Origin of the sequence: Psychrobacter sp. DAB_AL62B (assembly GCF_028895345.1) — a bacterium.
In the GTDB taxonomy this organism is placed as follows: Bacteria; Pseudomonadota; Gammaproteobacteria; order Pseudomonadales; family Moraxellaceae; genus Psychrobacter.
Genome location: NZ_SAXC01000004.1, coordinates 171,923 through 196,156, shown reverse-complemented (window position 1 = coordinate 196,156; position 24,234 = coordinate 171,923). Strand labels below are relative to the sequence as shown.

Here is a 24,234-nt window from a genome sequence, read left to right as displayed (position 1 = left end):
CTTTTATCCGCGTATACAGCGGACACTCTACAGTTGGTCACGTCTGACATCGTCGTCAATAAGCTTGATAATTGGTTATTACCAGCACAGACCCTAAAATAGTTACTTAAATACAGTGACTCAATGACAGTCACTTTGTGTTTTCGTCTGTGTTATGCCTGTCGCTAGACGGCCTTAAGTGGGTCAGTACTTGCGCTGCGCTTAACACTCGATTGGGTGAGGAGCACGTATTATCATGTCTGCTTTTAATTGGTCAGCAATTGCTTTTATTTTAGCCGCCATTGCGCTAGTTATTTTTATGCTGGTCGTTCCGCGCCTGCTCGGCGGTCGCTCTCACGGCTCACAAAAAGAAGAAGTATTTGAAGCGGGTGTTGTCGGAGCTGGCAACGCCCGTATTCGTTTGTCTGCCAAATTCTATTTGGTGGCAATCTTCTTTGTTATTTTTGACCTGGAAGCGCTATATTTATATGCTTATGCCGTTTCGGTACGTGAAGCGGGTTGGCTTGGTTTTGCAGCAGCAGCGATATTTATCACGATCTTAATCATTGGCTTGGTATACGAGCTGAGCTTAGGTGCGATGAATTGGGCACCATCTGATAAACGTCTCAAAAAACCGCGTTTATATGCCGCCCCTGCAGGTTTCAATTTAGCAGACATCACCCAGTTTGATGGTGTTGATGAGCTAATGATCGACCCTACGGGCAAGATACCTGCGCAATCTTCAGGACAGATCAACGTCTCAAACAATATTGAGACCAATCGCCACCATTTAAAAAATCTTGATCATAATATTAATACCACGGGTAATGTTACTTCTGTGGACTTTGCGACGTCTGCGCAACCAGATAATGTTAAACGTTAATTAGCTCTAATGGTTTTGCCAGTTTTGCTTAAAATTTGTATAGCCTGTTAGAAGCGGAAAGCAGAGTACGGTGACACAAACAGGTTTATAATAAATTTATATTAATGATCAGTTATTAATAATAAAAGTTATGGTGATATTGGTGACAAGATAATGGTCACCTTCGCTTAAAATAAAGGTTGTATGTTATGAAATACACATTAACAAAAGCCAACCCTGATGCAGATGTTTATCCTGCTCAGACACGCCAAACCGTCAATGATCCGATGGAAGATGAAGTCAATAAAAACGTCTTTATGGGTCGTCTAGAAGATCTTGTGCACTCGACAGCAAACTGGGGGCGTAAGCATTCATTATGGCCATTTAACTTTGGTACCTCTTGCTGTTATGTCGAATATGCCACCACACTAACGGCGGTTCATGATTTGTCACGCTTTGGTGCCGAAGTTATTCGTGCATCGCCCCGTCAGGCGGACGTGATGATCGTCGCTGGTACTTGCTTTGTCAAAATGGCACCGGTTATTCAGCGCCTTTATGAGCAAATGCTTGAGCCAAAATGGGTCATCTCTATGGGCGCTTGTGCCAACTCGGGTGGCATGTACGATATTTATTCAGTCGTACAAGGCGTAGATAAAATTATTCCAGTCGATGTCTATATACCAGGCTGTCCGCCGCGTCCAGAAGCGTTGATTCAAGGCCTGATGTTATTGCAAGAATCTATTACTAAAGAACGTCGCCCATTAGGTATTCATGTCAATGATCAGGGTATCTATCAGCCGCAAATGACGCCTGAGCGTGACCGTAAGCAAGCGGATCGTATCGCTGTGAAAAACTTACGTAGCCCAGATAGTATTTAGTCAAGCCGTTTATTTTAGTATTTGCTTCGGCAACTCTCGGTAACTCGGCTCAATAGTTAATAATTCATAGCAATGCTCATTACGCATACGCTCATCATAGTTCGGTTATGATTAATATAGTTCGGTTATGATTGACATAGTTCAGTTATGATTAATGAAGGAATACATCATTCATGGTCACGGTAGTCGAAAACATAGATCCTAAGATCAAAACTGTCCCAGCGGTTATCAAAGAGCTGGAAGAGAAATATGCTGGTAAGTTTGTCGTGCAGCACACGGTTGATGAAATTCCAACGGTTTGGGTGGCACGCGCTGATTTATTAGACGTTCTCTTGTTCCTGCGTAAATTGCCAAAACCTTATGTCATGCTATTTGACTTGTCAGCGATAGATGAGCGTTTACGCCAGCATCGCCAAGGTTTACCTGATAGTGACTTTACGGTGTTTTATCATTTGATGTCGCTTGAGCGTAATAGCGATGTACGTATCAAAGTCGCACTCAGTGAAGACGATCTAAATGTCCCAAGCGCGACGCAAATTTGGCCAAATGCCAATTGGTATGAGCGCGAAGTATGGGATATGTTTGGTATTGTCTTTACCGGACATCCGCATCTAACCCGTATCTTATTGCCTAAATATTGGGAAGGTCATCCACTGCGTAAAGAGTATCATGCGCGTGCGACTGAGTTTACGCCTTACTTCCTAAATAATGCCAAACAACAATACGAGCAAGAAAACTTGCGCTTCGTCCCTGAAGAGTGGGGCATGAAGCGTTCGGGGCGTGACGAAGACTTTATGTTCTTGAACATTGGTCCTAACCATCCATCTGCACATGGTGCCTTCCGTTTGGTACTACAGCTCGATGGCGAAGAAGTGGTTGATTGTATTCCAGATATTGGCTATCACCATCGCGGCGCAGAAAAGATGGCTGAGCGCCAAACGTGGCACTCATTTATTCCATATACCGACCGTATTGATTATCTCGGCGGTGTGATGAATGAGCTACCGTATATCATGTCGGTTGAAAAGCTTGCAGGAATTACCATTCCGCCTCGCGCTGAAACCATTCGCGTAATGATGAGTGAGTTTTTCCGTATTACCAATAATCTGCTATTTGTCGGTACCTTTATTCAGGATGCGGGTGGTATGACGCCGGTATTCTATATGTTTACCGATCGCCAAAAAGCTTACGATGTCATCGAAGCCGTGACTGGTTACCGTATGCATCCAGCTTGGTTCCGTATCGGTGGTACGGCACACGATTTACCGCGTGGCTGGCAGCGTCTGGTACGCGAGTTTTTAGATTGGATGCCAAAACGCTTGGATGAGTATGTCAAAGCGGCATTGCAAAACAGCGTGCTTAAAGGTCGTACCCAAGGTGTTGCGCAATATAATACCAAGCAAGCATTAGCATGGGGCGTGACGGGTGCAGGTTTACGTGCGACAGGTTTAGATTTTGATCTACGTAAAGCGCGACCGTACATGGGTTATGAGAACTACGACTTTGAAGTGCCAGTTGGCTATAACGGTGATGCATACGATCGCTGTATGGTGAAAGTCGAAGAGATGCGCCAGTCGCTGCGTATCATACGTCAATGTATGGACAATATGCCACAAGGTCCTTATAAAGCGGACCATCCATTAACGGTACCACCACCGAAAGACCGTACCTTGAACGATATTGAGACCTTGATTAACCACTTTATCTCCGTATCTTGGGGTCCTGTGATGCCAGCGGGCGAATGTGCAACGATCGTTGAGGCAACTAAAGGTCTGAATAGTTATTATATAACCTCAGATAAAGCCACGATGAGCTATCGTACGCGTATCCGTACACCAACATTTGCGCATATCCAGCAAATGCCATCGGTCATTAATGGCTCGCTCGTATCTGATGCCATCATGTATCTGGCGTCGATTGATATTGTGATGGCGGATTGTGACCGTTAGAATATTTGCGGTTATGAGTTTATCGTAATCACGTTATACGTTTTAGAAGTAAGACAAGTTCATTAATATGTTATTGCCAAATTGGCACACCAAAACGCTGTCATTGCGCTATAAGCGCAACACAAGCAGTGGGCTGAGTGAGGAAAGAAAAAGATTATGAGAATTGTTTCCGATAAAATGCCAAAAGTAGATGTGGCAAGTATCTTAACCGTTGAAGAAATCGCGGCTATTCATGAGTTTGTGCATCATTATCCACATCCGCGTGCAGCGTCTTTAGATTCGCTAAAAATCGTGCAAAAGCGTAACGGCTGGGTCGATGATGCGCAAGTCAACGCCATTGCCAATATTCTAAATGTTCCTATAACCGATATGGATGGGGTAGCCACCTTCTTTAACCGTATCTATCGTCAGCCAGTTGGTCGTCATGTCATCCTCATTTGTGATTCAGTGGCTTGTTATCTAACAGGCTATGAAGCGCTTGCCGCTGAACTAAAATCGCAGCTAGGTATCGACTATGGTCAAACGACGACTGACGGTCGTTTTACGCTATTGCCAATTTGCTGTTTGGGTAACTGTGATAAAGGTCCTGCGGTGTTGATTAATGAAGACACCTATGGTCCTGTACAGCCCGACGAAGTTGCCCAATTGTTGGAGCTATACGCATGAGATTAACCGTTTCAGAGCAGATTGCTCTTCGCAGCCAAGGCAAAGCACCAAGCCAACTTAATGAGCAGCGCATTCCGGTATATGGTGACAAAGCGACGGCTACTAGTGAAACCAAACCACTGACATGGCGTCTAGCACATCATGACGCGGTATTAGATTTAGCGACTTATGAATCACTACGTGGTTTTGAAGCGCTTAAGATGGCGTTAAATCAATCACCAGATGACACCTTAAATACTATTAAAGAAGCAGTAGTGAAAGGTCGTGGCGGCGCAGGTTTCCCAGCGGGTATTAAATGGTCGCTGATGGCACCACCTGATGGTGGTCCACGTTATTTAGTTTGTAATGCTGATGAGATGGAGCCGGGTACTTTTAAAGACCGTCTGCTCATGGAGCGTCTGCCATTACAGCTCATCGAAGGTATGCTCATTTCTGCCTACGCTATCGGTGCAACTGCTGGTTATATCTTTATCCGTGGTGAATATATTTTAGCTGCTGAGCGTCTAACCGCAGCGATTGAAGAGTTAAAAGCCAATAATCTGGTCGGCGACAATATTTTAGGGTCAGATTTTAGTTTTGATTTGCACGTCCATACTGGCGCTGGTCGTTATATCTGCGGTGAAGAAACGGCATTGATTAACTGTTTAGAAGGTCGCCGTGCCAACCCGCGTACCAAACCACCATTTCCACAAGTGGCAGGCGCATGGGGGCGTCCAACCGTTGTTAATAACGTTGAAACCCTACATAACGTCTCAGCGATTATTTTACATGGTAGCAAGTGGTATCAAGATTTACCAAAAGCCAAAGGCGTGGTAGAAACGCCGGGTACCAAACTATTTGGCTGTTCAGGTCTGGTTAATGATCCAGGTTTGTGGGAATTGCCATTTGGTTATACGGCGCGTGAGATTATTGAAGATTTTGCTGGCGGTATGCAAGAAGGTCGTACGCTCAAAGCATGGTTACCTGGTGGTGCATCAACTGACTTTTTAACAGCTGATCATTTAGATACCGTCGTCGATTTTGATACCATCCAAAAAGCCGGTAGCCGTATGGGTACTGGGCTGATTATGGTCGTCGATGAAGAGCAAGATATGGTGCCATTATTGCGCAATCTTGAGATTTTCTTCCAACGTGAGTCATGTGGTTGGTGTACGCCATGCCGTGATGGTCTGCCTTGGGGTGTTAAAATCCTCACTGCCGTCAATGATGGTGAAGGTCAAATCGGTGATGTTGAAAAGTTAGAAGGCTTAACCCGTGACTTATGGATCGGCAAAACCTTTTGCGCGCATGCCCCAGGCGCTATGGAACCACTGATGAGTGCAATTAAATATTTCCGTCCTGAGTTTGATCAAAAAATTGCGCAGGCGGTCGGTAAAGATGTTATTGAGGCTGCAGCCAGTCAACAGCCAGATGTGAAATAAGGAGAGCGGCATGGCAGTCATACATATTGATGGAACCACTGTCGAAGTAGATAGCGCGGACAACTTGCTACAAGCATGCTTGTCACTCGGCATTGATGTGCCGTATTTTTGTTATCACCCAGCCCTTGGCTCAGTAGGCTCTTGCCGTCAGTGTGCGGTTAAGCAGTATCAAAGCAAAGAAGATATGGAAGCGGGTCGCGGTCGTCTTGTCATGTCATGTATGGTCGCACCCAGCGATGATATGTACATCTCGGTCACTGATGATGAGGCCAAGGCGTTCCGTAAGTCGATGGTTGAGCTGTTGATGATTAACCATCCGCATGACTGCCCAACTTGTGAAGAGGGTGGACATTGTCATTTGCAAGATATGACTTATATGTCAGGTCATCATCGTCGTCGCTACCGCTTTACCAAACGTACGCATCACAATCAAGAGCTTGGTCCTTTTATCGCTCATGAGATGAACCGTTGTATCGCTTGCTACCGCTGTGTACGTTTTTATAAAGACTATGCGGGCGGTGAAGATTTGGGTGTTTATGGTTCAAATGAACGCGTTTATTTTGGTCGTGATAAAGATGGTCAGTTTGAGAGTGAGTTTTCAGGTAACTTAACTGAAGTATGTCCAACCGGTGTATTTACCGATAAGACGCATTCCGATCGTTATAACCGTAAATGGGACATGCAGTATGCCCCAAGCATCTGTCATGGTTGTTCAGCAGGTTGTAATATTTCCGCCGGTGAGCGCTATGGTGAATTGCGCCGTATTGAAAACCGTTATAACGGTGAAGTAAACCGTTACTTCTTATGTGATCGCGGTCGCTTTGGTTACGGTTATGTCAATCGTGAAGATCGTCCAACCCAAGCGCTTGAGCGTATCAATGATAAACACGTCAAAATCAATATCGACTATGCGCTTGATGAAACCATTAAGCGTATTAAAGATAAAAAAGTCATCGGTATTGGCTCGCCACGTGCCAGTTTAGAGACCAACTTTGCGCTAAAAAACCTCGTTGGTTTTGATAATTTCTCAACCGGTCTCAATCATCAGCAGCAAGCACTGGTCAATAAATGTATTGAAGTACTAAGTACTGAAAGCATCTATAACCCAGGCATGACTGATATTGAAAGTCACGATGCGGTTTTGGTTTTGGGTGAAGATATTACTCAAACCTCACCACGTGTCGCACTATCTATTCGTCAAGCGGCGAAAAATGAAGCCCTTAAAATGGCGGCTGCGACCAAAACGCAATCATGGTTGGCTGAGCCAGTCAAGCGCATTGCTCAAGGCGCGCAAAGTCCGGTATATATCATTGATGTGACCCAAACCAAACTTGAAGACATCAGTAAGGTCAGCGTAGTAGCGACGCCTGAAGATATCACCAAACTTGGTTTCAAAGTTGCTAATGAGATTGCTAACTTTGCGGATGATTTAGCAGAAATAGTCAACCCGCAAACGGCTGAACAGGATGCTAATACTGATGTTGACGCTATGCAAGCGCTGGCACAGCAAATTGCTTATGATTTGATCCAAGCGGATAAGCCATTAATCGTATCTGGCAGCAGCTTATCGTCTATCGCCTTGATAGAAGCGGCTGCGCAAATCACGCAAGCATTAAGCCAAAAGCGTGCCGCCATTAAAGCGACTGAGCAGTATGAAGTTGAGACACATAATGAGAAGGTCGAAGCCGCTGAAGCGCAAGCGGCAACCACTCAGCAAACCGAAGATAAAGAGCTATCTGCCAAACCAAACAAACCTGAAACGGGTGTGGATACAGAAGCGCAGGACGATGTTGAACGTAAGCCTGCAACCAAACTTGAGCTAAAAGAAGTCAATAAAAAATACCACGCTCAAGCCGGTATTTATTTAGCGGTTGCTGATGCCAATAGTATCGGTGTCTGTTTGCTTGGCGGACATTCAGTCGAAGAGTTACTGGCCACTGATTTTGATGTAGTGATAGTCGCTGAAAATCAGCTGACCGATGCTATTGACGCTACTAAATTAACCCAGCTATTAACGGATAAAACCGTCATTGCGCTGGATCATCAGTTGCTTGATTGGCATAAAGACGTCGATATTGTATTACCAGCAGCAAGCTTTGCTGAAGCAGATGGCACGCTAGTTTCCGCTGAAGGCCGCGCTCAACGATTCTTCCAAGTCTATGATAACGAATATTATCATCCGCTAAGCAGTATTAAAGAAGGCTGGCGCTGGTTACATGCCGTACACAGCAGTCTAGAGGGCAGAGATGTCGACTGGACGCAGCTTGATGATGTGATTAACGCTTTGATTGCGACGCATCCTAAGCTTGCGGGTATTAAAGAGGCAGCACCTGATGCTGACTACCGGATGACTGGTCTGAAAATTGCCCGTCAGCCGCGCCGTTACTCAGGTCGTACTTCTATGCGCGCGCCTGTCTCTGTTCATGAGCCGATGCAGCCAAAAGATTTGGATACCGGTTTAACCTTTTCAATGGAAGGTTATAGTGGCAAACAAACCCCAAGCTCAATGATTCCTTTTGCCAATGCCGCAGGTTGGAACTCACCGCAAGCGTGGAATAAATATCAAGATAAAGTCGGTGGCAGTCTTAGAAATGGTGATCCGGGCGTACGCCTGTTCGACCAATTAGAGCGCCTACCGACGCGTCAATATGTTGCGCCAGAAGCGATGTCTTCGACCACGACGGATATGCAGCAAGGACAAGCCAAGCTAGTTCCTATTTATAATATCTATGCCAGCTCAATGATGACGTCACGTAGCCCAGTCGTTGCTGAACAATTACTGGTTGCAACATGGCATATCGGTATTGATGATGCTAAAGAGTGGGGTCTGGTTGCTGGCGATTATTTAGCTATTGAGATTGATAAACAGCAAATTACCTTACCTATTCAGCTTGTTGGCTATTTAGCAGAAGGTTGTATTGGTTATCCAGTCGGACAAGTAAGCATCATTCATCCATCAATGCCAGCATCGGTACGCAAAGTAGATGCACCAATTACCATGATGGGTAGTATGGCTAATGACAGTGCTTTAAAGAGCCATGCTGAAGCTAACAATAATAGTAACCGCGCAACGCCAGCCACTGTAGCTACTACAGCGCCGACCACCACACAGGAGGTGTAATATGCAAGTTACCCGTATTATCCCCGATGTGCCAAGCTTTTTGGCGGGTATGATGACCTTTGATACTTGGTCTATACTTTTTATGGTCGTACAATCGCTGGTCATCTTTTTGGCGGTGGTGATTGTTGCCGCTATGATGATTGTTTATGAGCGCCGGATGTTAGCTTTATGGCAAGACCGTTATGGTCCAAACCGTGTCGGACCGTTTGGTTCGTTGCAGCTGGTTGCTGATATGCTCAAAATCTTCTTTAAAGAAGATTGGACACCAAATTTTACCGATAAGTTTATGTTTACCTTGGCGCCAGCGGTTGCGATGTTTACCGCATTGGCTTCATTTGCCATTATTCCTATCTCGCCAACCCTTGGGGTTGCTGATTGGGATATTGGTATTTTATTCTTCTTTGCCATGGCAGGTATTGCTGTCTATGCAGTGCTGTTTGGTGGCTGGGCGTCAGCCAATAAATTCTCACTACTCGGCGGCTTACGTTCAGCCGCGCAAACGATTAGTTATGAAGTATTCTTAGGCTTGTCATTGATGGGCGTTGTTGCATTAACAGGCTCATTTAACTTACGGGCGATAGTCGAAGCGCAGGCTGATGGCTGGTATATCATCCCGCAGTTCTTTGGCTTTTTAACCTTCGTAATTGCTGGGGTTGCGGTAACACACAGACATCCTTTTGATCAACCAGAAGCAGAACAAGAACTGGCTGAAGGTTATCATGTTGAATACTCTGGCATGAAATTCGGTATGTTCTTTATTGGCGAATATGTCAACGTCGTACTGATTTCTGCATTGATGACGTGTCTGTTTTTTGGTGGTTGGTTGGCACCTTTTAATTTAGATATTCCATTTATTCCACCAGCTTTTTGGTTCATGATTAAGACGCTATTCTTTATGACCATGTTTATTTTGGCTCGAGGCTCACTCATGCGTCCGCGCTATGATCAGGTGATGAACTTTGGCTGGAAAGTCTGCCTGCCGGTAACGTTGATTAACCTATTGGTTACTGCTGCAGTCATTTTGATTTTTTCCCCAACGTTGTAATCATTACTAGCCATCACTGATGAACTAGGGTAAAGCTGATAAGGATAATAATCCCATGTTTACTACTATAAAAAAGACCGTCATTGGTATGTTTACCATTGTCCGCAGCATGTGGATGGTCAATAGTCATGCGATCAGACCACGCGACACCATTCTTTATCCTGAGGTGCCGGTACCTGTACCACCACGTTTTCGTGGACGTATTATATTGTCTCGAGACCCTGATGGTGATGAGCGCTGTGTTGCTTGTAACTTATGCGCCGTGGCATGTCCAGTGGGCTGTATCTCGTTGCAAAAAGCGGAACGTGAAGACGGACGCTGGTATCCAGAGTTCTTTCGTATCAACTTTTCACGCTGTATCTTTTGTGGATTGTGTGAAGAAGCGTGTCCAACGACGGCCATTCAGATGACCCCTGATTTTGAGATGGGCGAATACGTCCGTCAAGACTTGGTCTATGAAAAAGAGCATTTGCTGATCTCAGGACCGGGTAAATATCCCGATTATAACTATTATCGCGTGACGGGTATGGCGGTAGCAGATAAACCAAAAGGGGCGGCGCAAAATGAAGCTGCACCGATTGATCTAAGGAGCTTGCTACCATGATGAATATTTTGAATAATCCTGAATTGGCAGGGTTTTATTCGCTTGCAGCCGTGGCCATATTTGCCAGTTTGCGGGTGGTGACCCAAGCCAATCCAGTCCATGCTATTTTATCGATGATTGTGTCGTTACTAGCAATCGCTGGTATATTTTTTGTGATAGGTGCGCCGTTTGCTGGAGCACTTGAAATTGTCGTCTACGCTGGCGCTATTATGGTGTTGTTCGTCTTTGTTATCATGATGCTAAATTTAGGCATGCGTAATGATGAGCGTGAAGAGCGCTGGCTTGATGCTGGCACTTGGGCGATACCGACGGGGCTAACGATTATTATCGCGGTTGTGCTGTATGCGATGATTGGTCTTAATCATAACGAAGCAGCTGTGATTGGCGGGTCAACTATTTCAGCCAAAGTAGTGGGCACTGTTTTATTTACTAAGTATATTATGCTGATAGAAGTCGCAGCATTGCTACTATTAGCTGCCTTAGTTGCCGCTTATCATTTAGGCAAAGAGTCTATCGATGATGAGATTATCGGTAACGATAGCTTAGTAGCCAATCCAAATGTCGGCAGTATTGAGCTGTACGAAAACGACAGCATCCATAACAACAGCACTTATAAAAACAGTGATGCCATAAAGATGGCAAAGCCATACGAATATAAAGATGTCGACCCGCATGACTATGTAGGTATGAAAGTAGGTATGCAGGTGGGTGCGAAGAAAGTCACGCGCAAGGAGTCGGATTAATGGTACTAGCAGCGAGCGTGGCACAAGAGGTTACAAATGTGCCGTTTGCCCACGAGGTAGCAGGCTTAGTGCAGCCGGTTGCTGAGGCGCAGAATGTACTGGGTATGATACCCATGAGCCATGGATTGATTTTGGCAGGTATCTTGTTTGCGATTGGTCTGTGCGGTGTCATGGTACGGCGTAATTTCTTATTTATGCTGATGAGTCTTGAGATCATGATGAATGCGACGGCACTGGCATTTGTGGTGGCAGGTAGCCGCTGGGTCGATCCAGATGGACAGATTATGTTTATCTTTATTCTAACCTTAGCAGCGGCCGAGGCGGCCATTGGTTTGGCAATATTATTGCGTTTTTATCATCAGCGTGGGCATCTCGATGTCGACAGCGCCAATGAGATGAAAGGATGATGTCATGAGTTTATTACCATTAACCTTTATATTCCCGCTCGTTGGCTTTTTGATTCTAGCCTTTATGCGCGACAAGTTAAGCGAGCAGGTAGCAGCGATTGTCGGTGTTGGTAGCATGTTGCTATCAGCGCTCTGTACGCTGGTTGTTAGCTATACCTTTTTAACGACGAATCCAGCCGGAACAGTGGTAGAAATTCCGCTGTGGACGTGGTTTCAAGTCGGTGACTTTGCGCCGAATTTTGGCTTAAGTTTTGATGGCTTAGCATTGACGATGACTGGGGTTATTACCGGCATTGGCTTTTTAATTCATCTATTTGCCGCATGGTATATGAAAGGCGATACAGGCTTTGCGCGCTTCTTTAGCTATATGAACTTGTTTGTCGCTAGTATGTTATTACTGGTATTGGCGGATAATTTATTCCTACTGTATCTCGGTTGGGAAGGCGTTGGTATCTGTTCTTACTTGCTGATTGGTTTTTATTATCATGACCGCGCTAATGGTCGTGCAGCGATGAAAGCCTTTACCGTTACCCGTGTGGGTGATGTGTTTTTAGCTTTTGGTTTATTTTTATTATTCCGTGAATTTGGTACGCTTAATATCCAAGAGATTATTACCCGTGCCCCGGAAGTATTTGATATCAATAACCCTACGATGATTTTGACTACCATGATGTTGGTTGGTGGTGCGATGGGTAAATCAGCACAGCTACCGCTACATACTTGGCTTGCTGATGCGATGGCAGGTCCAACCCCAGTATCGGCATTGATTCACGCTGCAACGATGGTTACCGCTGGTGTTTATTTGATTGCACGTCTACATCCATTATTTATATTGACGCCTGGTGTATTGTTGTACTGGGTCGGGGCAGTGGGTGCATTGACACTCGTTGTTGCTGGCTTTTGCGCGCTGGCACAAACCGACATTAAGCGTATCCTTGCTTATTCGACCATGAGCCAAATTGGCTATATGTTCTTAGCGTTGGGCGTTGGTGCATGGCAAGGCGCTATCTTCCACTTGATGACCCATGCTTTCTTTAAAGCATTGTTATTCTTATCATCAGGTGCAGTGATTCTTGCGGTACATCATGAGCAAAACATCTTTAAGATGGGCGGCTTACGTAAGAAAATACCTTTGGTCTTCTGGTGCTATATCGTCGGTGGCGGTGCATTGGCGGCGATACCTTGGGTAACGGTTGGTTTTTATTCTAAAGAAGCGATTCTTTGGGAGAGTTATGCAACCGGTCATATGGTCTTATTCTATATGGGTGTATTCGGTGCTTTCTTAACCGCGCTTTATACCTTCCGTATGATTTGGATTATCTTCTTTGGTGAAGAAAAAACTCAAGCACATAAACTATCGGGTGTGTCGTATTGGCTGCCGCTTAGTGTATTGCTAGTATTATCGACGGCAGTGGGTGCGTTTATTACCCCGCCATTACAAGGCGTATTGCCAGAGAGCGTTGGGCATTTACTAGAAGTTGCTGGTCAAGCGCATGGTAAGCATACGGCTGAGTTTATCGCTATGGGTGCGATGCTAGCTGGTTTGGTCATAGCTGCACTATTATATGTGGTCGATAAAGGTCGCATGCTCACGCGCTTCAAACGTACGTCTATCGGCGGCGCGTTATATCATTGGTGCTATCACGGTATGGGCTTTGATGCGCTATACGATATAGTTTTTGTAAAACCCTTTTTGTTCATCGGCCGCTTATTTAAAGCCGATCCTGTTGATAAAACGTGGCTGCTACTACCTAAGCTGGCATCAGCCGGAAATAAGGTATTGTCTGCGACGCAAACAGGGTCACTTCGAGGTTATGCTGCAAGCTTTGGCTTGGGTATGGCTGTGCTGTTGGTGCTGGTAATGATGACGGTGGTATAAGATGATAGAGTTACAACAAACGTGGATGCTACCAGCATTAATAGCCATTCCTTTTATTGCAGGATTGCTATGTTGGCTGGTTGAACGCTTCAATAAACGTCTACCGCGCTGGATTGCTTTGATCGGTATGACGTTGACCTTTGTATTGTCACTGGTATTGTGGCATTACGGTGATTTTTCAGGCATGAGTAAGCAAGTCATTGCGCCAGACGCAAACGTGCCTTGGGTTGCTGAGTTCAGTGTGCCTTGGATACCAAGCTTTGGTATCAGCTTTCATTTAGCCTTAGATGGTTTATCGCTGATGATGGTTGCTTTAACTGGGCTGCTTGGTGTTGCGGCAGTTGCTTGTTCTTGGAATGAGATTCAGCGCCGTGTTGGTTTCTTCCATCTAAACTTACTATGGAGTTTGGGCGGAGTTATTGGTGTATTTTTAGCCATTGATATGTTCTTATTCTTCTTCTTTTGGGAGATGATGCTGGTTCCTATCTACTTCTTGATTGCTATTTGGGGTCATGACGTCGTTGGCAAAACCAAAGAATACGCAGCAACTAAGTTCTTTATCTATACCCAAGCTTCTGGGCTTATCATGCTCATCGGTATTTTGGTATTGGTCATTATCAGCTACGCGCAAAAAGGCGTGGTTAGCTTTAATTATAATGACTTGCTCGGTACGCCACTTGGCGGCTGGGAATATCCGATTATGCTGTGCTTCTTTATTGGCTTTGCGGTTAAGTTGCCGATCATTCCTTTCCATGGCTGGTTACCTGATGCCCATGCGCAGGCACCAACGGCAGGTTCGGTGGATTTGGCAGGGGTTCTGATTAAGACGGCAGCTTATGGTTTGATTCGTTTTGTCTTACCATTATTTCCAGCCGCATCACAAGATTTCGCCCCGATAGCGATGACTTTGGGTACGATTGGTATCTTTTATGGGGCGTGGCTCGCCTTTATGCAGACCGATATGAAGCGTTTGCTCGCTTATACCAGTATCTCGCATATGGGTTTTGTGGTATTGGCTATTTATGCCGGTACTTTATTAAGCTTGCAAGGTTTGATGATTCAAATGCTGGCACACGGTTTGAGCTCAGCAGCACTGTTTATCATGGCAGGTCAGTTATATGAGCGTCTACATACGCGTGATCTAACCTTGATGGGTGGCATGTGGGGTCAGTTCCGTTATTATGCACCGATACTGATGTTTTTCTGTGCCGCCTTGCTCGGTATTCCGGGAACAGGTAACTTCATCGGCGAGTTCATGATTTTATTTGGGGCGTTTGCTCAGTATCCAGTGTTTGTAGTATTTGCGACATTCAGCTTGGTATTGGCAGGTTTATACTCGCTTATTTTGATTCATAAGGCGTTATTCGGTACCAATAATATTAAAGAATTGGCACTGCGCGAGACCAAATTACACGGTCTGCCGGAGCGTCCATTAAAAGATTTGGGCAAGCGCGAGCTGTCATTACTATTAATGCTTGCCGCAGGCTTGGTCTGGCTCGGACTGTATCCACAACCGTTCCTTGATACCTCAAGTCACGCGATGCAGTGGATTAATAACGCCTATATATACAGTCAAGTAACACAAGTAGATGCATCACAACTGCTTGATGCAATGGAGGCACGTTAAGTCATGAACGATTTTACGATGAATGATTTGATGGGGCTACTGCCTTATGCACCAATCATTACTGTAGTCATTACGGTATTGGTGGTCATGATTGCCATCACCATTAAGCGCTCGCATATAGTGACCGGTACTATCTCTGTCATCGGTCTGAATATTGGTCTGTTTATTTTGCTTGGACAAATGGCAGGCATAGTTGATAGTGGGTCGTTAGTACCAGCGGCTGAGCAGTTATTCGTTATTGATAACTTTGCTCAGTTCAATATGGTGATTATATTTATCTGTGCATTGGCATGTTGTACGCTATCCTATGCTTATTTAGCCGATTTAAAAGACCATAAAGAAGAGCTGTATTTGCTCATGCTGCTATCAACGGTTGGCGCCCTGCTTATGGTAAGCGCGCAGCATTTGGCATCATTCTTTATGAGCTTAGAGATGCTATCGATACCGCTGTACGGCATGCTGGCATATACCTATATGCGTAAACGCTCGCTTGAATCAGGACTGAAGTATTTGGTGCTGTCAGCGACGGCATCAGCCACCTTACTCATGGGTATGGCGTTTATTTATGCGCAAGTGGGTACGCTCGCTTTTAAACCTATTAGTATGGCCTTAGTTGATGTCTTTGAGTCGCCACTCTTGATTTTAGGCGCGGCGATGATGATGTTCGGTATCGCCTTTAAACTCTCTGCTGCTCCTTTTCATATGTGGACGCCGGATGTTTATGAAGGCGCACCTGCACCTATCGCCACCTATCTAGCATCGGTATCAAAAGTGGCTATGATGGCGCTAGCGGTTCGATTCTTAATCGATACGTCTTTATTGGCACTGCCATCGGTACAAATGTTGCTGATGGTCATGGCAACCTTATCGATTTTGGTGGGCAACTTATTAGCCGTACGCCAAACCAGCCTCAAACGTCTCTTAGGTTATTCTTCCATTGCTCATATGGGTTACGTGCTTATCGTGATTGTCAGCATTGGCTCAGCTGCTGATAGTATCTCTAGCATGTATATGGCAGTTTATGCCTTTACCTCTATTGGTGCATTTGGTGTCGTGACCTTGATGTCGAGTCCTTATCGCTTGTCTGGTGAAGCCGATCAATTGACTCATTATCAGGGATTGTTTTGGCGACGTCCGGTGTTGACTGCAGTTATGACCATCATGATGTTGTCGTTAGCGGGTATTCCATTGACTGCAGGCTTTATTACCAAGCTGTTCGCTATTCTTGCTGCCGTACAAGGTACCAACTGGTTCTTGGCAGCGATGATTATCTTAGGCAGCTCAATTGGTTTGTTCTACTACTTGCGCGTTATGCTCACGCTATTTAAACGCCCGAAACAGTTTATTGAATTTGACGTTTCTGGACAATGGGGTCTACGTACCGGTGGTATCATGGTCATTGCGGTAACGGCAATGATTGTGTTCTTTGGCGTATTACCAAATAGTATGATTGAATGGGCGAGTTTGGCTCGTATTTGGTAAGCATAAAAAAGAGCAGATAAGTGGCTGCACGCTGGTGCCGCCACTTATTGATTGTTACGGTTAGAAGACCAAGATGCGCCCGCTTTATGATAAGCTTGGCGCATCTTTTTTATTTGTGTTGTTGGATTTCTAAAAAAATAAATATCAATAAAATGTGGGTAATTCATTATTATGAGTGACAATATTCAAAGAGTAACCGTACTCAGTAAAACCACTTGGACGCCGAATTTATTTAGCTTTACCGTTAGCCGTCCTGATAGCTTTAAATTCACCGCTGGGCAATTCGTGCGTTTGGGCGTTAATCCCAGTCAGCTACAGCATTACAAGCAGCAAAGCGACGTATCAGGTGAAGCGGTTGATGAGATGGGTGATGAAACGACTGATGCTGCATTGAACGAAGAAATCTTTCGTGCTTATTCGATTGTCTCTTCACCCTTTGATGAGGTGTTAGAGTTTTTCTCTATCGTTATCCCTGATGGCGCATTTACCTCGCAGTTGCAACATCTGCAAGTAGGCGATGAGCTGTTGCTTAATACCATGCCTTTTGGATTTTTAACTTTAGCGCGTTATCAGAAGCCGATGCCAAAGGATTTATGGCTATTAGCGACGGGCACAGGTCTAGCACCCTTCTTATCCATGCTACAAGATTTGAAGACATGGGAAGATTATGAGCATATCGTACTAGCGTATAGTGCACGCTCAACAGAAGAGCTGGCCTACGTTGAGAAAATTAAAAGCCTGCAAGAAGATTTTGGTGACTTGGTCGATAATCCGGCAAAATTAATTTTTATACCGATTGTTACCCGTGAAGCTGTAGAAGGTGCACTGACAGAACGTCTGCCAAAACTACTTTTAGATGGGGCGTTACAAGCGCGCGCTGGGATTGCTTTAGATATCGATAGCACGCACGTCATGCTCTGCGGCAATCCAGAAATGGTAGAGGACACTAAAGAAACTCTAAAAACGCTAGGATTGATTATGAATCGTCGCGGGGAAGGCAATATTGCGGTAGAAAATTACTGGTAGTTGTAGAGCTAATTTGAGTCTATTGTAAAATTCCTTTATAAAAAACGCTGGCTCTAAAAGACGTTTGTCTCTAAGAGTCAGCGTTTTTTTTAATAAAAGCTGACAGCTGGGTTTTTTTACACTTGGCTTGGTACGGTAGCGTCATCTATTGGGTTAATAGGACCTTGCATTAATTCAGGCTCGTCCTTGTCGCTAATGATATCTTCGTTACTAGCTGACGCTAATAAATCTCGATAATTGATTTGAGCCTTCAAAACCATTTGTTCTTCTTCAAGCTCACCGTAGTTTACTTGCACCTTATGCAAGGTGCTCATAATCTTTTTATTCTTTTTCAACCAGCGATTGATATCAAGATAAATAATCTCATCTTTTGCGCGAGCAATATTGATATAAGACAAAATGAAGCCCAACGGGTCTTTTTTGAGGATACTATGATAGAACCAGATGAATAGCTTGATACCTTGGCGCTTGATAAAGGATTCGCAGCGTAGATTAAGGATATCGGTATAGGTTTGTTGACCAAAGACAAAGCGCTGAACGTTGCGATCAAGCTGTACGTGAACTAAGCTAAAGTTACTCGCCACCTCCGCATAAATGCCACCAGCATCGACCGTACAGTATAAGCGAAACCAGTCATCATGTAGCTCAACGCGCAGCTCTAAGATCGCCTTGACGTTGTCAGTGACAAATTTTTGCAGCGCATCATTGACGTAGGTTTGCGCCACCGGTAGCGCCAGTTCATCCTCAAGCTTATTAGTCGTTCTGTGATAGATATCTTTAATCGATTGGGTAAGACTATCCCATCCATAGCTAAATGAATCGTCAAAGCGATAGCCGATATGCTTAAAAAAGTCATCAAAGCTGTCTGAATGATCAATATGATCAAAGTTATCAGAATTACTCAAACTTATTATCCTTATAATTATCGCGGTCGTTATCTAGTCAATGGCGTAAAAAGTGGCTTATACGATACCTACAAAACAGTATATATCAAAATAGAGGCGTGCAAAATGAACAGCTACGTTTCGTTATCATTCATTTAACCATAATGGCGCATGCTTTTACCTCATAACGATAGCTATGGTCAGATAATGCGTATAAAGCCAAACAATGATAAATAGTAAGCGGGCAGGTTAATGCTTGCAGTATACGGTTGTGCTGGCGATACAAATCTATGACATGTTATGATAGCGCCGGCATTGGTCGACATACGCTAATATTATCACGCTTATTGCCGACTGCCCTTATATTCACAAGCTGAGACCGACTGTGGCCTATATCAAAGACTCACAAAGCTACCATTTTTCAGCGCAAGCGCCGAAACGAGATATCAGCTTGCCTATGGCTATCGTCATTGCCGTAACGGCACATGCGTTACTCATTTTTGGTGTCAGCTTTTCAATGGGGCAAGACCCTGCTGGATTGATGCAAGACGTTGCCAAAGCGCTGACCGATAATATGCAGCCGAATGAAGATGCGCAATTTATTGCTAATGCATCGCAAGAAGGTGGCGGCACGGTACAAGAGCAGTTACGACAAGAAACCGACCAAAGCAGTCCTTTATCTGCTGACCAAATGAGTGAAACGCAAGACGTGATTAGCTTGCAGCGTCAGGTCCGGCAGCAGCGCTATCAAGAAAGCTACCTGCGTACCACGCTAAGCTGGCGTCAAGCGAGTGTGGAGTCTGATAACGATAGCAAGCAAGCACAAGATGATATGATGGCGCAAGAAGAACGTCTGCGCAAGCAAATCGCAACGTTGGAGGCTCAGCTGTCTCAGCGTCAGCAAGTCTATGCGACCAAATCAAAAGTTGTAACCGTGGATAGCAACTCAACGACGCAAGGTGCCGCAGCCGATTATATCAATACTTTTCGGGAGCACGTTGAGCGCGTTGGTAATCTGCAATATCCTACCCAAGCGCGTGCGCAAGGCATCACCGGCGAAGTGCGTTTAATGGTTATTATAGCCAATGATGGTAATATCAAAGCCATTCGTTTGCTTGAGAGCTCAAACTCAACGATATTAGATGAAGCCGCTAAACAATCAGTCAGACAAGCCGCGCCATTCGGTAAATTTACTGAAGACATGAAAGATATTGTCGAGTTGCGTCTGATACGTACCTATCGTTATAGTGACACAGTAGAAGTGACTTATTAAGATGATCAGTGATAAATTAATACGTTAAAGAAGTGAGATGATGCGTCATATACTGGCTTTACCGCTGATAGATAGCCAAACTCATAAAGTAAGCTCATAAAGCGCATTTATCAAAGAATGCCGTAAAACCACGTCGTTCTAGGGCGTGGATGTAAGGCATAGTCACTAAGGCTTATTTTGTTGCTCAATATATTGACGAATAACCTCTATTGATGTGCCGCCACAACTTGAAGCGAAATAACTTGGCGACCAGAGTGCGCCACCCCACAGTTTTTGACTTACTGATGGGTATTGTTTTTTGCGAATCATCCTGCTGGACACACCTTTTAGGCTATTAACTAAGACCGACACACTTACTTTTGGCGGATAATTAACTAAAAGGTGTACGTGATCTTCTTCGCCATTAAACTCTACTAGCTTTGCATCAAAGTCTTTGCAAACTTGCTTTAGTATTAAACCAAGTTCATCAATCACTTCTGCGGTAAAAACTTCACCCCTATATTTTGTAACAAAGACCAAGTGTATGTTAATATTGTAAACAACGTGTCTACCACGCCTAAGTGCGTTTGACATAGTATCAGACCAAATGTATTATAATGATAAATTATTGTAGCCCAAACTATGAAAACACTCAAGTTACGCATAAAAGATAAACATGCTAACCAGCTAAATGAATTGGCGGGTGCGGTTAATTTTGTATGGAACTATGTGAATGACTTAAGTTTTAAGAACTTGCAACGTACCGGTTATTTCTTTTCAGCTTATGATATTGCAGCCTATACAAAAGGCAGTGGTGAGTTACTTAATTTGCACAGTCAGACTTTACAAGCAATCACCGAGACACACGCTAAGAGCCGTAAACAATTCAAGAAAGCTAAGCTAAACTGGCGTACCAACAATCCTAAAGCCAAACGTAAGTCACTTGGTTGGATTCCCTTTAAAAAGACCGCCATAAAATATATGGGTGTCAAAAAATCAGGTAAGAAAATCCTTAAATCTACCATTCAATTCAGTTTGGCTAAAGGTAAAAAACTGATTATTGATATGTGGGATAGCTACAATCTAGCTATCTATACCATCAATACTTGTGAGCTTGTGCAAGATAGTCGTGGTCTTTGGTATGCGTGTATCACCGTTAAAGAATATCCAAAAGTGGTTTGCGGTACTGATCAAATTGGTATTGATTTAGGGTGTAAAGAAGCGGGTACCACAAGTGATGGTGATATCTTAGCCACTAAACTGACTCACAAGTATGCCGCTAAACTAAGCACTGCTCAACGAGCTAACAATAAAAAGCGGGCTCGCGCAATTCATGCCAAGATTAAAAATACCCGCCAAGACTTGATACACAAATTCACCAGTAAGCTTGTCAGTACCAATAAAACAATCATCATCGGTAAACTTCAATCAAAATCATTCACCTCAAGCAAACTGGCCAAGTCCGTCTATGACGCTGGTTGGTTTGAAGTTAAGCGGCAACTGACCTATAAATGCAAGCATGCAGGTTGCCACTATGGCGAGGTAAATGAAAGTTACACCACCCAAACTTGTTCGTGTTGCGGCTCGCGCCAAAACAGTCCGAAAGGTAGGATAGGTTTAGGAATAAGAGAATGGCTTTGTGAGTGCGGTGTCACTCATGACCGCGACGTTAATGCGGCAAAAAACATTCTTGCGCTCGGGCTTGAGCGTCTAGCAGTAGGAATCACCGTCCTTTAGGGCGGTGAGGAAGTCAAAAAATACATTCATAAAACCCAGTTATAGAATAAAGAGTAAGCATGGAATTTTTAGGATTTACCCTTGATATTGCCACATTGACCAATAGTGCATTAGCCATATTATTTAAAGTGGCTTTAGCGCTACTCATATTTATCGTAGGACGTTGGCTCGCAAAAAAAGCGGTAGCAGTTGCGCATAGGCTGATGCTGCGTAGTCGCTTAGATGATACCGTGGCTAACTTTTTAGGTCGGCTAATGTATGGCTTGTTGTTGGTAATCGTTGCTTTGGCAGCACTGAGTAAAGTGGGTGTTCAGACTACTTCAGTCATTGCCATCTTGGGCGGCGCTGCGGTTGCAATTGGTCTGTCACTCAAGGATCAACTGTCAAACTTCGCCGCTGGCATCATGATCGTGACTTTTCGTCCATTTGTGCGCGGTGATTATGTACAAATTAGTAGTCATACCGGCACGGTCACAGAAATCACTTTGGTCAACACCCATTTGACGACCATAAATAATCACGACATCATCATTCCTAATGGCGACATTACCACCTCAGCGGTGATTAACTATACAGCGCTACCCAATCGCCGCGTCGATATTACTATCGGTATCGGCTATGATGCGGATATCAAAACTGCAAAAGATATCATGCTAAAACTAGCCAACGATAATGCAATGGCTTTCACTGACCCTGCGCCTATCGTTCGTGTCACTAATTTAGGCGACAACTCGGTCGATTTAACCTTAAACGTCTGGACGACTAATGGCGACTGGTGGTCAATGCAGTGTGATTTGCTTGAGCAGTTTAAATACGCGCTGGATGATAATAAAATTGACATTCCATTCCCGCAGCGCAGTGTTCATGTTAAAGGGCTTGATCAGATGATTAATCAGATAGATCAAGCACAAAAATTGACAATGACGAAAAATTAAATATAAGGATTTGGTAGGTCTAACCCTGCCAAAATCTCAATCTCAAAACTTTCCATCTCATCTTGTTCAGCTTGTCCAAGCTCATGATCGAAACCTAATAGATGCAGCACACCATGTATTAATAAATGGCTAATGTGCTGTGTCACGGTTTTATTTTGCTCTGCAGCTTCACGTACCACCACTGCATGACAGATAACCAACTCGCCAAGCGGCAACGTTGGCATCAGTCCAATGATCGCTGCTGGCAAGTCGCTTGGGTAGGACAAAATATTGGTTGGATAATCTTTTTCTCGTGCTTCCAAATTAAGCTCGCGAGCTTCGTTCTCATCCGTAATATAGATGTCTAGCCCTTTAGATTTTTCTTGCCATTGTTCAGCATCGATATCTTCAAAGTAGGGTAATGTTAGACCGTTTTTTATATGTTCATCAATATAATCTAAAGTCGCCATCATCACAGATTGTAAGTGCTTACGATGATAAAAAGTATCCAGTATTTCATCATCAATAATATCACTTGCGCTGATATCGAGTGCAGCTAAGCTTGCATCATTCTCTTCAAAATGATGGTTAGTGCGGTCATTATTGTCTTGATTCATAGAGTATCCTTTGTCTTGTTTATTCATTATTATCAAAAATAGTAAGAGTAAAAATAAGTGGTTTTTATTTTGAGATTACTCTGTGCGTTTATATTACTATAGCTAGGTTATGATGTCGCTGCTAGTAATGAATAGGGTGATTAACATCACGCTATGAGGGTTCTTTTTTATAAAAAGTAGACAGTCCTTTATCGTTGTAGTGTATTGCACACATTAAAGAGAGAATACAATATGAAAGCACCTTTAGTCGTATTATTAGCAGTCGGGTTAACTTTAACCACTACGCAAATAAGCACAGCCAGCAATATTGTTAATAGCAAAAATGCGTCCAATATTAATAAGCCAGCTAAGATGAAAAAGTATCAATGGGCAACTGAGCTTTGCGAAAACGAAGCCTACTATGATGCCTCCAAAATTTCTGTACAAAATATCGAAGACGGTTTTGAGATATTTAAGCGTCTGACGCAAGTGAATCTACCAAACTATGCGCCTTATACCCCAAAGGAGCTACGTCAGCTGAACAGTCAGTCTATAGGTAAGCTGGAAACAGATTATCTACAGTTAAGTACTCAAGTAGAGCGATTAACGACTATACCGAAGCAGACGAATTTTGATATGAGTTTTTTTAAGAAAAAGTTACAGCAGGACATCACTAATGAATATCAGCTGAATCATTTAGGGTTAATGGCTTACTTAGATATCGGGCAAGCGTTGAAAGCGGCACCTAAAGTCTGTCAGGAATACCTAATACCGCTGAATCAAAGTCCGGAAAAATTGCAAGCTGCTTGGATGAGTTATACTTTAGAGCATATTCGACAGCAAGAAAAAATTGATAATACTGATTATCGCAAAAATGCAATGAACCGCTATCGCTCAGAAAAAGCAGAAGATGCGGTCAGTTATGCGAAGCTCGGTCTAGTTGGCTATGCATGGAATAATTGTTTAAATAGTCATTATAGTAAGCAAGAGCTGAACCCTGAACAGGTAAATAAAGCACAACAAGTTTTTGAGAAAATCGTCTTTAAAAACACTATAAAATCAAAATGTGAGATGCCTTGATGTGAGAGAACTTTATAGCGTGGTTCTTTAATAAAAAAATTTAGTAAAAGATAGATGATAAAAAACCGGATATTAAATCCGG

General features: G+C 43.9%; 21 protein-coding genes. 18 read left to right on the top strand and 3 right to left on the bottom strand.

Features of this window, described 5'->3' with window-relative positions; translation table 11 throughout:
• Positions 1 to 235 precede the first annotated feature (235 nt).
• From ndhC to EPB74_RS07975, 14 genes are all read left to right on the top strand, one after another.
• Complete coding sequence (ndhC, locus tag EPB74_RS08040) at positions 236 to 862, top strand: NADH-quinone oxidoreductase subunit A (protein WP_274903744.1); 627 nt, start codon at positions 236 to 238, stop codon at positions 860 to 862.
• A gap of 188 nt (positions 863 to 1,050) precedes the next feature.
• Entirely contained in the window at positions 1,051 to 1,719 is a 669-nt protein-coding gene (locus tag EPB74_RS08035) for a NuoB/complex I 20 kDa subunit family protein (protein ID WP_079691067.1), read from the top strand.
• A 173-nt stretch (positions 1,720 to 1,892) separates the two neighbouring features.
• Positions 1,893 to 3,668 (top strand): NADH-quinone oxidoreductase subunit C/D, encoded by a 1,776-nt coding sequence (gene nuoC, locus EPB74_RS08030; RefSeq protein ID WP_274903743.1) that lies wholly within the window; start codon positions 1,893 to 1,895, stop codon positions 3,666 to 3,668.
• 156 nt (positions 3,669 to 3,824) lie between these two features.
• On the top strand, positions 3,825 to 4,334 hold the full coding sequence (nuoE, locus tag EPB74_RS08025) for an NADH-quinone oxidoreductase subunit NuoE (protein WP_079691069.1): 510 nt from the start codon (positions 3,825 to 3,827) through the stop codon (positions 4,332 to 4,334).
• The gene (gene nuoF / locus EPB74_RS08020; RefSeq protein ID WP_274903742.1) at positions 4,331 to 5,755 is read left to right on the top strand and encodes an NADH-quinone oxidoreductase subunit NuoF; all 1,425 of its coding nucleotides are present in this window, start codon (positions 4,331 to 4,333) and stop codon (positions 5,753 to 5,755) included. The genes nuoE and nuoF overlap by 4 nt, the downstream gene beginning before the upstream one ends.
• A 10-nt stretch (positions 5,756 to 5,765) precedes the next feature.
• The gene (nuoG, locus tag EPB74_RS08015) at positions 5,766 to 8,876 is read left to right on the top strand and encodes an NADH-quinone oxidoreductase subunit NuoG (protein ID WP_274903741.1); all 3,111 of its coding nucleotides are present in this window, start codon (positions 5,766 to 5,768) and stop codon (positions 8,874 to 8,876) included.
• A 49-nt stretch (positions 8,877 to 8,925) separates the two neighbouring features.
• The gene (nuoH, locus tag EPB74_RS08010; protein WP_274903769.1) at positions 8,926 to 9,921 is read left to right on the top strand and encodes an NADH-quinone oxidoreductase subunit NuoH; all 996 of its coding nucleotides are present in this window, start codon (positions 8,926 to 8,928) and stop codon (positions 9,919 to 9,921) included.
• Positions 9,922 to 9,976: 55 nt separating this feature from the next.
• Positions 9,977 to 10,525 carry an NADH-quinone oxidoreductase subunit NuoI gene (gene nuoI / locus EPB74_RS08005; RefSeq protein ID WP_079691073.1) on the top strand — a complete coding sequence of 183 codons (549 nt, stop codon included), beginning with the start codon at positions 9,977 to 9,979 and terminating at the stop codon, positions 10,523 to 10,525.
• A complete protein-coding gene (gene nuoJ, locus EPB74_RS08000; RefSeq protein ID WP_274903740.1) occupies positions 10,522 to 11,268 on the top strand; it encodes an NADH-quinone oxidoreductase subunit J in 747 nt (248 codons plus the stop codon). The genes nuoI and nuoJ overlap by 4 nt, the downstream gene beginning before the upstream one ends.
• 98 nt (positions 11,269 to 11,366) lie before the next feature.
• Positions 11,367 to 11,675, top strand: a complete 309-nt coding sequence (gene nuoK, locus EPB74_RS07995) for an NADH-quinone oxidoreductase subunit NuoK (protein WP_045445153.1) — start codon at positions 11,367 to 11,369, stop codon at positions 11,673 to 11,675.
• A gap of 4 nt (positions 11,676 to 11,679) precedes the next feature.
• Positions 11,680 to 13,554, top strand: coding sequence for an NADH-quinone oxidoreductase subunit L (gene nuoL, locus EPB74_RS07990; protein ID WP_274903739.1), 1,875 nt, complete (start codon positions 11,680 to 11,682; stop codon positions 13,552 to 13,554).
• A 1-nt stretch (position 13,555) separates the two neighbouring features.
• Complete coding sequence (nuoM, locus tag EPB74_RS07985) at positions 13,556 to 15,181, top strand: NADH-quinone oxidoreductase subunit M (RefSeq protein ID WP_274903738.1); 1,626 nt, start codon at positions 13,556 to 13,558, stop codon at positions 15,179 to 15,181.
• Positions 15,182 to 15,184: 3 nt separating this feature from the next.
• Positions 15,185 to 16,663 carry an NADH-quinone oxidoreductase subunit N gene (locus EPB74_RS07980; protein WP_274903737.1) on the top strand — a complete coding sequence of 493 codons (1,479 nt, stop codon included), beginning with the start codon at positions 15,185 to 15,187 and terminating at the stop codon, positions 16,661 to 16,663.
• Between the two features lie 171 nt (positions 16,664 to 16,834).
• Positions 16,835 to 17,689: a ferredoxin--NADP reductase gene (locus EPB74_RS07975; RefSeq protein WP_274903736.1), complete on the top strand. Its 855-nt coding sequence runs from the start codon at positions 16,835 to 16,837 to the stop codon at positions 17,687 to 17,689.
• Between the two features lie 116 nt (positions 17,690 to 17,805).
• Here EPB74_RS07975 and EPB74_RS07970 read toward each other — a convergent pair whose 3' ends face one another.
• Positions 17,806 to 18,594 (bottom strand): hypothetical protein, encoded by a 789-nt coding sequence (locus tag EPB74_RS07970; RefSeq protein ID WP_274903735.1) that lies wholly within the window; start codon positions 18,592 to 18,594, stop codon positions 17,806 to 17,808.
• A 364-nt stretch (positions 18,595 to 18,958) separates the two neighbouring features.
• Between EPB74_RS07970 and EPB74_RS07965 the strand changes: the two genes are divergently transcribed.
• Entirely contained in the window at positions 18,959 to 19,846 is an 888-nt protein-coding gene (locus EPB74_RS07965) for an energy transducer TonB (RefSeq protein ID WP_274903734.1), read from the top strand.
• A 165-nt stretch (positions 19,847 to 20,011) separates the two neighbouring features.
• Here EPB74_RS07965 and tnpA read toward each other — a convergent pair whose 3' ends face one another.
• Positions 20,012 to 20,419 (bottom strand): IS200/IS605 family transposase, encoded by a 408-nt coding sequence (gene tnpA, locus EPB74_RS07960; protein WP_274903733.1) that lies wholly within the window; start codon positions 20,417 to 20,419, stop codon positions 20,012 to 20,014.
• A gap of 48 nt (positions 20,420 to 20,467) precedes the next feature.
• Between tnpA and EPB74_RS07955 the strand changes: the two genes are divergently transcribed.
• Positions 20,468 to 21,562: an RNA-guided endonuclease InsQ/TnpB family protein gene (locus tag EPB74_RS07955; protein WP_274903732.1), complete on the top strand. Its 1,095-nt coding sequence runs from the start codon at positions 20,468 to 20,470 to the stop codon at positions 21,560 to 21,562.
• Positions 21,563 to 21,621: 59 nt separating this feature from the next.
• A complete protein-coding gene (locus EPB74_RS07950) occupies positions 21,622 to 22,497 on the top strand; it encodes a mechanosensitive ion channel family protein (protein ID WP_274903731.1) in 876 nt (291 codons plus the stop codon).
• Here EPB74_RS07950 and ybeY read toward each other — a convergent pair.
• Positions 22,494 to 23,093: an rRNA maturation RNase YbeY gene (gene ybeY / locus EPB74_RS07945; protein WP_274903730.1), complete on the bottom strand. Its 600-nt coding sequence runs from the start codon at positions 23,091 to 23,093 to the stop codon at positions 22,494 to 22,496. The two genes, EPB74_RS07950 and ybeY, sit on opposite strands and share 4 nt — an antisense overlap.
• 231 nt (positions 23,094 to 23,324) lie before the next feature.
• Here ybeY and EPB74_RS07940 point away from each other — a divergent pair, with 231 nt between their 5' ends.
• Positions 23,325 to 24,152: a hypothetical protein gene (locus EPB74_RS07940; RefSeq protein ID WP_274903729.1), complete on the top strand. Its 828-nt coding sequence runs from the start codon at positions 23,325 to 23,327 to the stop codon at positions 24,150 to 24,152.
• The last annotated feature ends 82 nt before the right edge of the window (positions 24,153 to 24,234 follow it).